A 12,431-nucleotide genomic window follows, 5' to 3' on the forward strand; every position below is an offset into this window, starting at 1 on the left:
ATAGTTGTGTGTGTTTTTAATTATTCGGCCAATTTATAGACCTCAGCAAGATTTCTTCCTAAACCATCGTAGTCTAATCCATAGCCCACAATGAATTTATTTGGAATTCTGATTCCGATATAATCTATTTTAATGTCTTTTTTGTAAGCATCCGGTTTAAAGAACAAAGTCGCAATTTTAAAATGCTTTACGTTTTGTTGTTTAAAAAGGTGCTTTAATTCTTCGATCGTATTTCCGGTATCGATAATGTCTTCGATAAGAACAACACTTCTTCCGGATAAATCCTGATTGATACCAATTAATTCCTTTACAGAATTGGTAGTTTCAGTTCCTTCGTAAGATGACATTTTGATAAATGAAACCTCGCAAGGACTTTTATATTTCTTTAAAAAATCGGCAACAACCATAAATGCGCCGTTCAAAACTCCAATAAAAATTGGGGTATCATCTCCAAAATCATCTTCTACTTGTGCAACTAATTTGGTCAAAGCAAAATCAATTTCTTTAGCCGAAATAAATGGAACAAATTGTTTATCGTGAAGTTGTATCATTATTTTTATGTTTAAAATAATGCGCAAAGATACAGAATTACAACCAAACTGTAAGTATCAAAATATCGTGCGCACATATTTTTTTGAGATTGTTAAATATCATTAAATATTTACATTTTTTTTCCTTGAAATATTCAATATTTCACTAAATTGTTCTCCTTTAAACTTTTAACCCCAAACCATTATGAAAACCGTTTCAAATATATTATCTATATCCTTTTTAGCTGTATTAACAGCTTGCAATGGACAATCAAAAGAAGAGAAAGAAACGATCTCAAAACAGCCTTCGGTAGTTGTAAAAACTGCAATTGGCGATCTTACTTTGCCTGCGCCATACGCGACGGAATCAAAAACAAAAAACAGTAAAGTACTTGGCTGGCCGGAAGGCAAAACACCAAAAGCGCCGGAAGGATTTACAGTGACAAAATTTGCCGATGGTTTTGATAATCCGCGTTGGAGTTATATTGGACCTAATAATGATATTTTTGTTGTGGAAAGCGGAACAAGAACAAGTAAAAATCAAATTATAGTGCTTCGAGATACAGATAAAGACGGAAAATTTGAAACTCGTGAAGTTTTCTTAAAAGGATTAAACAGACCTTTTGGAATGCTAATTCTAAAAGACTTTTTTTATGTTGCCAATACCGATGGTTTATACCGTTATCCTTATAAAAATGCTCCGCTAAAGTTAGAAACCCAAGGAGTCAAAATTGTTGAACTTCCTGCCGGAGGATATAACAATCACTGGACGAGAAACATAATTTCAAATCCTGAAGAAACAAAGATTTATGTAGCTGTTGGTTCCGGAAGTAATGTTGGAGAAAACGGAATGGATAAAGAAGTACGCCGTGCAGCAATTTTAGAAATTAATCCTGATGGAACGGGCGAAAAAATTTATGCTGACGGACTTAGAAATCCAATGGGAATGGACTGGAATCCTGTTAACAAAGAATTATGGACAGCCGTTAATGAGCGTGATGAATTGGGCGACGATTTAGTTCCGGATTATATTACGAGTGTAAAATTGAATGGTTTTTATGGATGGCCATATTCATATTATGGAAGCAATCCAGATCCTAGATTAAAAGGCGAACGCAAAGATTTAGTGGCCAAAGCTATTGTTCCGGATGTTCCCGTTGGTTCTCACACTGCTTCTTTAGGATTGGCTTTTTATACTAAAGATGCTTTTCCGGCAAAGTACAAAAATGGCGCTTTCGTAGGACAACATGGTTCTTGGAATCGTTCTATAATATCAGGTTATAAAGTTCTTTTTGTTCCGTTTGCAAATGGAAAACCTTCTGGAAAACCTGAAGATTTTTTAACTGGTTTTGTAGCCAACGCTGATACGGCCGAAGTTTATGGACGTCCGGTTGCAGTAACCGTTATGAAAGACGGATCGCTTCTTGTAAACGATGATAGCGGAAACACAATTTGGAAGGTTACGGCGAATAAGTAAATTCCAGTTTATAGGAGAAATTTAAAAACGTAATCTTTTTTTACCGCAAAGTTCGCTAAGATTTATTTCTGTTATTTTTATAAAAAAGCAAAGTTCGCAAAGCTTTGTATCGAACCAGCTTTGCGAACTTTGTGTTTGCTAAAGCTAACATAAGAGATAAATCTTAGCGTCCTTTGCGGTAAATTTTTTCGCCTTCTATATTCCTTAAATAATTAAGCACAAAAATCGATCAAAACCCTTTTATGATTCTAAAAAAACATTGCTTTCTTATTCTTGTCGTAATTGTTTTTCAAAACACTTATGCACAAGAACAGAAAAGCAAACCTATAGATTCTCTTCAAACAGAAAAACTAGAAGAAGTTGTTATCAGTTCCCTTCATATTAATGATAGCTTACAGAATGCGCCCGCTTCGATAGGAATTTTATCTAAAAAAGAGCTGACGCAAAATAATGCCACAGATATTAGCACAGTCATTAATACGATTCCCGGAGTATTTATGCAATCTTCGAATATCACGACAACGCGAATTTCGATTCGTGGTATTGGCGCAAGAACTCCATATGGAACCAATAAAATCAGAGCTTTTTATGGAAGTATTCCGCTGACTTCTGGAAATAGCGAAACTGTTATCGATGATATTGACTTAGAAAACATTGGTCAAATCGAAGTTATAAAAGGTCCTCTTTCGAGTATTTATGGCGCAGGTTTGGGCGGTGCGATTTTGATTTCGCCTCAACTTTCAAAAAACAACGGACAAACTGCTGGAATAAGTACCGTTTTTGGTTCGTTTGGATTACTGAAAAATACTTTAAATTACAGTCTGACTGAAAAAAAATCAAGTTTAAATTTAAGTTATCATAAACTAAAAACCGATGGTTGGCGAGAAAATAGCGCCTATGATCGCGAAGGAATAACAATTGCAGGAGAATTATTTAAGAAGCAAAATAGCAAGCTTACTTATTTTTCGAATTATACTTATTTGAAAGCTTATATTCCGAGTTCTATTAGTAAACAAGTTTTTGATTCTAATCCAGAATTGGGCGCTCCAACTTGGGTTGCTTCAAAAGGATTTAAAGAATATAAATCGACTTTGGCAGGATTGGCTTATGATTTTAAAATCAATGATAATCTGAATAACTCAACTTCAATTTTTGTGAATTATAAAGACAGTAATGAGCCTCGCCCTTTTGATATTTTACGTCAATATACTTTTGGAACTGGTGCCAGAACGCAATTTTCGGGAAACTTTAGAATCAATAAAATCGAAAATCAGTTTATTGCCGGAATCGAATATTTTACAGATAATTATAGCGGAAATACTTTTGAGAATCTATACAAAACCAATAATGGTCAAGGAAGTTTACAAGGAAATCAATTGACAGAAACAGATCAGAAGAGACATTTTTATAATATCTTTTCTCAAATAAGAACTTTACTTTCTGAGAAATTTGAGTTTCAAGCGGGATTAAATTACAACGAAACTCATTTTGAACTCACAAACTTTCTTCCTCAAAAAACGGCAACAGAAAAATATAGTTATAACGGAATCCTTTCACCACAATTGTCTTTTCTTTATAAACCAAATCAGCAACAAACATTATATTTCTCCGCAAGCCGAGGATTTTCATTGCCCGCCACTGAAGAAACTCTCACAAGTACAGGCAATATAAATCCGAATATAAAACCTGAAAGTGGTTATAATTTTGAAGTTGGTGGAAAATTCTATTTCTTCAATAAAAATCTTTATACCGAATTTGCCGTTTATCGAATGGAAATTAAAGATTTATTGGTGGCAAAAAGAATTGGCGATGATCAATATGAAGGTATAAATGCCGGAAAAACTTTTCACGAAGGAATTGAAGTTTCGGCAAAACACAATTGGTTCATTAATCGTTTTTTTACTTTGAATTCTTTTATCGGAGCTTCTTTAGGCAAATATGAATTTAAGGATTTTGTCGATAACGGAAATGATTATTCCGGAAATAAACTAACCGGAGTTGCTGCGAATAAAATAAACGCCGGAATAACTTTAAATACCAATTTAGGCATTTATTTTTCTGCTGATTTTCAGTTTGTAGATAAAATTCCAATGAACGATGCCAATTCTGCTTATTCAGATTCTTATAATATCATCAATTTAAAAACAGGTTATCGTTTTGAAATCCTTCCTAATTTAAATACCAATTTAGCTTTTGGCATTAATAATCTTTTCGATGAAAAATATGCTTCGATGATTTTACCCAATGCTGTTGCAGTCGGAAATTCAAGTCCAAGATATTATTATCCGGGACTTCCTGTAAATTATTACGGAACTATTTCGCTAAATTACTTATTTTAGATGTCTACAAAACCTGATAAAATGTCTTCTGAATTACAAACAAAACTCAATTATCTAAAAGCTTATCGAGAAAACCGTCTTATGGTTGCGCAAGATGTTTTAGAAAATCCTTCTTTATTTAAAGAACTGGTTTCGATTTGTTTTTCTCCATTAAACAAAAACAATCATAAAGCGTGTTGGATTTTAGAATTTGTATCTTACGAAGAATTGATTTGGCTACAACCTCATCTTGATTTTTTTTGTTCGAATTTGAAGATTTTAAAAGATGAAAGTTCCATTCGACCAATTGCAAAAGTTGTTCAGCTTCTCGTAAAATCACATTATAAGAAAGACGAAAATAGCATTCAACTTTCCGAAACTAATCTTCAAGATTGTATAGAAGCTTCTTTTGACTGGCTTATAAATGATGTCAAAGTTGCAACAAAAGCTTATTCTATAAGAACTTTATATGTTTTAGGAAATCACTACGATTGGATTCATCCAGAATTGCAAATTATTTTAAATAAAGATTATGCAGATCATTCCGCCGCTTATAAAGCTGTCGCCAAAGAAGTTTTGAAGAAAATCGAAAAATGATTTTTAAAGTTTGCCACGAATTACACAAATTAGCTCGAATTTTTATCTGCAAATTTTCAACATCTCGCTTTGTGATCTTTACTGTTATTTATAACCTCAGCTAAAAACCTTTGCGAACTTTGCGAAAATCTTTGCGCCTTTGCGGTTAAATTTTTAGCCACAGATTTTAAAAAAATTACCCCAAAATTCCACTAATTATATTGTAGTCAAAATTGAAATTGGAAAAAATTCATGAAATTCATCAAATTTATGGCAAAAAAAAGATTAAAAAGTATCTTTGCAAAAACACAACTACAATGAATTATTTTTCTTCTGATTTTAAATTAGGAATATTAGGTGGCGGACAATTAGGAAAAATGCTTTTGTTTGACACTCGAAAATTTGATATACAAACTTATGTTTTAGATCCAAGCGACGAAGCTCCGAGTAAAATTGCCTGCAATAAATTCTTTCAAGGCGATTTGATGGATTATGAAACCGTTTACAATTTTGGAAAACAAGTCGATGTTTTGACTTTCGAAATCGAATTGGTTAATCTTGAAGCTTTGACACAATTAGAAAACGAAGGTTTGAAAATATATCCTTCTCCTAAAACCTTAAAAGGAATTCAGAATAAAGGAATCCAAAAACAATTTTACGCAAATAATAATATCCCGACCGCACCATTTGAAAGATTTGAGAATTTAGACAATCTAAAATCTACTGTCATATCGAGCGGAGTCGAGATGCCTTTCGTTTGGAAATGTACCGAATTTGGTTACGATGGAAACGGTGTAAAAGTAATTCGTCAGGTTTCTGATTTGGATACTTTACCAAATGTTGAATGTATTGCAGAAACAATGATTCCGTTCAAAAACGAATTGGCTGTTATTGTGGTAAGAAATCCGTCAGGCGAAATTAAAACATATCCGGTAGTAGAAATGGAGTTTCACCCAGAAGCAAATCAGGTAGAATATGTAATTTGTCCTGCCAGAATCGATTCGAAAGTTGCCGAAAAAGCCAGAGCAATTGCTTTGAATGTTTCGGAAAAATTTAATCACGTTGGTCTTTTGGCAGTTGAAATGTTCCAAACCAATGATGATGATATTCTGGTAAATGAAGTTGCTCCTCGCCCACACAATTCAGGACATTATTCTATCGAAGCAAGTTATACTTCGCAATTCGAAAATCATTTGCGTGCGATTCTAGATCTTCCGTTAGGAAATACAGATAGTAAAGTTGCCGGAATTATGGTAAATTTAGTTGGCGCCGAAGGTTTTTCCGGAGATGTAGTTTACGAAAACATCGAAACCATTTTAGGTTGGAATGGCGTTACACCACATATTTACGGTAAAAAACAAACAAGACCTTTCAGAAAAATGGGTCACGTTACAATCGTAAATGAAGATATGGCAGAAGCCAGAAAAATTGCAGAAGAAGTTAAGAATACTATTAGAGTAATTAGTGGTCAGTAATAATTTAAATGAAAAAACTATTAAAAAACTTTGGATTAACAATCATAATTTATCTCGTCGTACAATTAATAACTATATCTAAACATGGTATTAATTTAGCCTTAGGATTTCCATTTCGTGTATATGGAAAAGTTGATGCACAATGTTACGTTGAGACATATTCTCATCCAGAATTTTTAATTGTAAATTTTATAATAATTACAATTGTTGTACTTCTTATTTATTTCATAAGTAAATTAGTCAAAAACAGATTAAAAAAATATCCCGTAGACAGGAAAGCGTAATGTATTAAAATCAATTACAATTTTCAGTCCCGGTAAAACTTGAAACCTGAAACAAAACAAACAGTTTTAAACAAACAAAAAAACACATGAGCAAAGTAGCCATTATAATGGGAAGTATCTCTGACATGCCAGTCATGCAAGATGCCATCGACATATTAAAACAATTCAATATTGAAACTGAAGTAGACATTGTTTCGGCACACAGAACACCGGAAAAATTATTCGATTTCAGTAAAAATGCACATACTCGCGGAATTTCGGTAATTATTGCCGGAGCTGGAGGAGCTGCACATTTACCTGGAATGGTTGCTTCGATGTCGCCACTTCCTGTAATTGGAGTTCCTGTAAAATCAAGCAATTCTATTGATGGTTGGGATTCGGTTTTATCGATTCTTCAAATGCCAGGTGGAGTTCCTGTTGCAACTGTTGCCTTAAACGGAGCAAAAAATGCCGGAATTTTAGCTGCACAAATCATCGGAAGTCACGATAAAAAAGTACTTGACACCATTATTTCATACAAAGAAGAATTGAAAGCTGCGGTTAATAAAGCATCTGAAGGTTTGAAAAAATAAATCCTTATATAAAAAAGGCTTCCTAATTATGGAAGCCTTTTTTTATCCTTTTTATTTCTTTGAATTACGCTTCGTCTTCAATTTCTTCCAAGACAGATTCAAACTCGTATTCTGTTATATCTTCCTTATTTATCCAGTTCTCTGACGTAACTAAACTATAATTTATATCGTCTGTTGTTGTTAATTCCCAAACTATATCTTCAGCTTCAGGAAACGGAATATTTTGTGAGATTTGATTTTCGAACAATCTCTTAATTAGATTTCTATCAGATAAACCGTTATTCAATAATTTCAGTACATTTTCAGCCGTCAATTTTTGTGGTTCATTATCATTTGGAGTCATTGAAAAATGAACAATAGAAGCTTTTGCATTTGGGAATTTCCCATTATAAGCTTTAAAAAGCAATTGATTAATATGAAACAAAGTTCCTTGCATATCTATTTCTGGATATTCTTCACAAACTTTATCAATTAACATGTTGTGTGAAATTTGCTCGATTTGTCCGTCGGTTAATCTATCTGGGAACTTATATTTCAATACTATTTCCGCAGCTTCGTTTGGTTCGTAATCCGAAATCGCCATTTCTAATAATTCCGGCAAACTCGCTTTGTCTGCTGTTGCTCCATCAGGATAATTGAATTTTTCTAATAACTGAACAAAATCTTCATCAGACCAATATCCTTCTACTTCGTTAACCGTATCTATTCTCTTTATTGCAATTTGATAATTCATCGTTTTTCTGTTTTACAATTTCTGATTAGTATTTTATAACTCTAATCCTATTTTTTTCAATTTACGTTTTTAAAAATGCCTACAGAAATAAATAACATATCTATAACACAATTTAAGAGGATTTTATGCCGAGAATCGATTTGGTTTAGACGATTACATTTTTATAAATTGCTATCTTTGGAATTCAAAAATTTGACTTCAATTAATAAAAAATATTATATCATAATGAACGTTTTACTTTCAAAATTTATAAATAAACATAATACCGCGCCTTTTTCGCAAATTAAAATCGAAGATTATTTTCCGGCTTTTCAAGAAGGAATTACTTTGGCTAAAGCCGAAATTGATGCTATTGTAAACAATCCAGAAGCGCCAACTTTTGAAAATACCGTTGTTGCAATGGATTTTTCAGGTGATATTTTAGATCGTCTTTCAAGTGTTTTCTTCAATTTGAATTCAGCTGAAACAAGTGACGAAATGCAAAAAATCGCTCAGGAAGTTTCGCCTTTATTGTCTGAATTCGGAAATGACATTACTTTAAACGCTGCTTTATTTGCTAAAATAAAAACGGTTTACGATCAAAAAGAAACATTAAATCTAAATCCGGAACAAACTACACTTTTAGATAAAAAATACAAAAGCTTTTCCAGAAACGGAGCTAATTTACCGGAAGACAAAAAGGAAAAACTACGAGAAATCGACAAAGAATTATCTAAATTAAAATTACAATTTGAAGAGAATATTTTGGCTGAAACCAATGCATTCGAATTGCATTTAACTGATGACAAAGATTTAGCCGGATTACCGGAAGGAACTATTGAAGCAGCAAGATTATTAGCTAAAAATCAGGATAAAGAAGGTTGGATATTTACTTTAGACCATCCAAGTTATATTCCGTTTTTGACTTATGCAGATAATCGTGAATTGCGTAAAAAAATGGCAGTTGCTTTTGGAGCAAGATCGTTTCAGAATAACGAATTCGACAATCAGGAAAATGTTTTAAAAATTGCCAAATTACGTTTCGATAGAGCGAATTTATTAGGTTATAAAACTCATGCGAATTTTGTTTTGGAAGAAAGAATGGCCGAAAGTCCAGAGAAAGTTTTCTCTTTCCTGAATGATTTATTGGCTAAAGCAAAACCTGCAGCTCAAAAAGAATTTGCTGAATTGACGGCTTTCGCCAAAGAACTGGACGGAATCGAACAATTAGAAAAATGGGATGGTTCTTATTATTCTGAAAAATTAAAACAACAGCTTTTTAATTTAGACGATGAAAAACTAAAACCTTATTTTCAGTTAGAAAAAGTATTAAATGGTGCTTTTACAGTTGCCAAAAAATTATACGGATTAACGTTTACTGAAGTTTTTGACATCGATAAATACCATGAAGAAGTTACAACTTATGAAGTAACCGATGCTGATGGTAATTTAGTTTCGATTTTCTATGCGGATTTCTTCCCAAGAAAAGGAAAAAGAAACGGCGCTTGGATGACTTCTTTCAAACATCAATCTATAAAAGATGGCGTAAATGAAAGACCACATATTTCGAACGTTTGTAATTTTACAAAACCAACTGAAACAAAACCTTCATTATTGACTTTTAATGAAGTGACAACTTTATTCCACGAATTTGGTCACGGTTTACATGGAATGTTAGCCAACACAACTTATCCAAGTTTATCAGGAACTTCTGTTTTCTGGGATTTTGTAGAATTACCAAGTCAGATTATGGAAAACTGGTGTTACGAACCGGAAGCTTTGGCTTTGTTTGCAAATCACTATGAAACCGGAGAAATTATTCCGATTGAATATGTACAAAAAATCAAAGAAAGTGCAAGTTTTCAAGAAGGTTTGGCGACTTTACGTCAGTTGAGTTTTGGATTATTAGACATGGCTTGGCACGGACAAGATCCAACCAATATTACAGATTTAAAAACTTTCGAAACAGAACAATTTGCTAATACACAATTATATCCTGATGTAAAAGAAAATGCGATGAGTACTGCTTTTTCACACATTTTTCAAGGTGGATATTCTTCCGGATATTACAGCTATAAATGGGCTGAAGTATTAGACGCTGATGCTTTTGAATATTTCCAGGAAAAAGGAATTTTCAATCATGAAGTAGCAACAAAATTCAAAGACAATGTACTTTCTAAAGGAGGAACAGAACATCCGATGATTTTATACAAACGTTTTAGAGGTCAGGAACCAAAACCTGAAGCTTTATTAAAAAGAGCGGGGCTTCTTTAGACTTCTTAGAATTTTAGATTTCTTAGAATATTAGATAATTAGAACCGAAGTAGAAATGCTTCGGTTTTTTATTGATTTTACTTCGAAATAATTTTAGCTATCTTCGCATTTTTAAATCTTAATCTTACAAATACAAGCCGTGAAAAAATATTTTAAAATCTTCCTTTGCCTTGCAATTCTTGGATTAGTTTCCGTCATTTCTGTGAATTATTACGTGAAATCTTCAACCAAAAAACACATTTATTATTCGCTTAAGAAATTTCCAAAAAATGATGTAGGAATTATTTTTGGCGCAGGAATTAATGGTGATCAACCAAGTAAATATTTAAAGGACCGATTGGACGCCGGAATTCTATTATACAAAGCAAACCGAATCAATAAAATTCTTCTTTCTGGAGATAATGGTCGTGATGAATATGATGAATTAACGGTAATGAAAAATTACTGTTTCAATCATGGAGTTGATACAACTAAGATATTTATTGATTATGCCGGTTTTGATACTTATTCAACAATGTATCGTGCCAAACATATTTTCAAAATAAAAAAAGCAACTTTAATTTCTCAGGAATATCATTTAAACCGAGCAATTTATATTGGACGGAAATTGGGTATAAAATCAGTTGGATATTCTGCTAATTCGGGAGAATATCATGGCTATAAATATGTTACTTTTAGAGAATATGGTTCTATTTTTAAATCCTTTTTTGATGTTTTGAGAAATCGAGAACCTCGCTTTTTAGGAAATCCTATTGATATTAATGGTGTTTCCAATTATTCTAAAGAAGATAAACGATAAAAAAAACCTGCAAAAATATTTTTGCAGGCTTTTTTTTCTTTTCAAATAATTCTAAAGGCAAAAATCTTTATTCTATTCTCTTTATTCTATTCTCTTTATTCTATTTATTTACTCTTTCTCTAAAACTCTTTTTGCTAATTTTCCAACCGTCAATCCTTGAACTACAATTGAAAATAATACGACAATATAAGTAACTTCCAGCAAGAGGTTTTTATATTCTCCTTCAGGCATAGAAAGTACAAGTGCAATTGAAACTCCTCCGCGAATTCCGCCCCAAACCAATACCATTAAAGAACCTTTGTTATAAGCAGATTTTATACCGAAAATCTTAAATATATCGAAGAACTTCCAAGGTAAAACAATAGAAGCAATTCTGGAAAATAGCACGATAAAAATAGCCACAAAACCAGTTAGTAATTGTTTGTTTAAATCTGGTAATAATAGCAACTCAAAACCTATAAATAAGAATAAAATAGCATTTAGTATTTCATCTATAAGTTCCCAAAATTTTTCTAAATAATCTTTTGTTACTTCGCTCATTGCTACTTTTTTTCCGTAATTACCAATAATTAATCCTGCGACTACCATTGCCAACGGACTTGAAACATGCAAACTTTGAGCAATCAGAAATCCTCCCATTACGATAGAAAGCGTTATTAGAACAGAAACTTTATAGTCGTCGATTTTCTTCATAACTCTCGATGCCGTATAACCTAAAACAGCTCCCAATAAAAGCCCGCCGATTCCTTCTTTTGCAAACAACCAGGCGATAGAACCAAAACTCATATCAAATGTAGGATCGGTTGCCATTTTTAAAACAACAGCAAACATTACTACTGCTACTCCATCATTAAACAAAGATTCACCAACAATTTTGGTTTCGATTCTTTTAGGAACTTTTGCTTGTTTTAGAACTCCCAAAACCACGATTGGATCTGTTGGAGAAATTAATGTTCCGAAAACTAAACAAAATATATACGGGATTTTTATTCCTAAAAAAGGTGAAATATAATAAAGCAATACTGAAATAATTAAGGCTGACAATACTACACTAACTGTAGAATAAATCATAATAGGAACTTTTTGTTCTTTAAGATCAGACATATTTACGTGCAGTGCGCCTGCAAACAAAAGAAAATTCAACATTGCTCCCATTAAGATTTCGTTGAAGTCAAATTCTTTTATCAATTCAAAAAAATGCTTTGTAGTTGCCGGAAAATATGAATCTCCTAAAAGACGAATTCCTACTGAAACTAACATTGCAATAATCATTATTCCGATAGTTCCGGGAAGCTTTAAAAATCTTAAATTTAAATAGGCGAAGAAAGAGGCCAATACAATTAGTATTGAAAAGGTGTAGTATAATTCCATAAAAGTGATTTTTACAAAAATAAATTTCCATTATCTAATACAA

General features: G+C 32.5%; 10 protein-coding genes. 7 read left to right on the forward strand and 3 right to left on the reverse strand.

The genetic code is table 11. The features are described 5' to 3' along the window. Window positions 1–20: 20 nt before the first annotated feature. The gene (gene hpt, locus WN975_RS16235; protein ID WP_337967421.1) at window positions 21–551 is read right to left on the reverse strand and encodes a hypoxanthine phosphoribosyltransferase; all 531 of its coding nucleotides are present in this window, start codon (window positions 549–551) and stop codon (window positions 21–23) included. 184 nt (window positions 552–735) lie between these two features. Here hpt and WN975_RS16240 point away from each other — a divergent pair, with 184 nt between their 5' ends. The 5 genes from WN975_RS16240 (at window position 736) to purE (ending at window position 7,232) form a co-directional block, all read left to right on the forward strand. After that, window positions 736–2,007 carry a sorbosone dehydrogenase family protein gene (locus WN975_RS16240; RefSeq protein WP_337967422.1) on the forward strand — a complete coding sequence of 424 codons (1,272 nt, stop codon included), beginning with the start codon at window positions 736–738 and terminating at the stop codon, window positions 2,005–2,007. A 242-nt stretch (window positions 2,008–2,249) separates the two neighbouring features. Further along, complete coding sequence (locus tag WN975_RS16245; RefSeq protein WP_337967423.1) at window positions 2,250–4,346, forward strand: TonB-dependent receptor; 2,097 nt, start codon at window positions 2,250–2,252, stop codon at window positions 4,344–4,346. Next, complete coding sequence (locus tag WN975_RS16250; RefSeq protein WP_337967424.1) at window positions 4,347–4,922, forward strand: hypothetical protein; 576 nt, start codon at window positions 4,347–4,349, stop codon at window positions 4,920–4,922. Between the two features lie 296 nt (window positions 4,923–5,218). Then, the gene (locus WN975_RS16255; protein WP_337967425.1) at window positions 5,219–6,376 is read left to right on the forward strand and encodes a 5-(carboxyamino)imidazole ribonucleotide synthase; all 1,158 of its coding nucleotides are present in this window, start codon (window positions 5,219–5,221) and stop codon (window positions 6,374–6,376) included. A 370-nt stretch (window positions 6,377–6,746) separates the two neighbouring features. Next, a complete protein-coding gene (gene purE, locus WN975_RS16260; protein ID WP_337967426.1) occupies window positions 6,747–7,232 on the forward strand; it encodes a 5-(carboxyamino)imidazole ribonucleotide mutase in 486 nt (161 codons plus the stop codon). A gap of 64 nt (window positions 7,233–7,296) precedes the next feature. Here purE and WN975_RS16265 read toward each other — a convergent pair whose 3' ends face one another. Continuing rightward, the gene (locus WN975_RS16265; RefSeq protein WP_337967427.1) at window positions 7,297–7,965 is read right to left on the reverse strand and encodes a hypothetical protein; all 669 of its coding nucleotides are present in this window, start codon (window positions 7,963–7,965) and stop codon (window positions 7,297–7,299) included. Between the two features lie 225 nt (window positions 7,966–8,190). On the opposite strand from WN975_RS16265, the gene WN975_RS16270 reads away from it, so the two are divergent. Beyond that, window positions 8,191–10,218 carry a M3 family metallopeptidase gene (locus WN975_RS16270; RefSeq protein ID WP_337967428.1) on the forward strand — a complete coding sequence of 676 codons (2,028 nt, stop codon included), beginning with the start codon at window positions 8,191–8,193 and terminating at the stop codon, window positions 10,216–10,218. A gap of 139 nt (window positions 10,219–10,357) precedes the next feature. Beyond that, a complete protein-coding gene (locus tag WN975_RS16275; protein WP_337967429.1) occupies window positions 10,358–11,017 on the forward strand; it encodes an ElyC/SanA/YdcF family protein in 660 nt (219 codons plus the stop codon). A 108-nt stretch (window positions 11,018–11,125) separates the two neighbouring features. Here WN975_RS16275 and WN975_RS16280 read toward each other — a convergent pair whose 3' ends face one another. Continuing rightward, window positions 11,126–12,388 carry a sodium:proton antiporter gene (locus WN975_RS16280; RefSeq protein WP_337967430.1) on the reverse strand — a complete coding sequence of 421 codons (1,263 nt, stop codon included), beginning with the start codon at window positions 12,386–12,388 and terminating at the stop codon, window positions 11,126–11,128. Window positions 12,389–12,431: the final 43 nt, after the last annotated feature.

Origin of the sequence: uncultured Flavobacterium sp., from assembly GCF_951805225.1 — a bacterium.
GTDB lineage: Bacteria > Bacteroidota > Bacteroidia > Flavobacteriales > Flavobacteriaceae > Flavobacterium.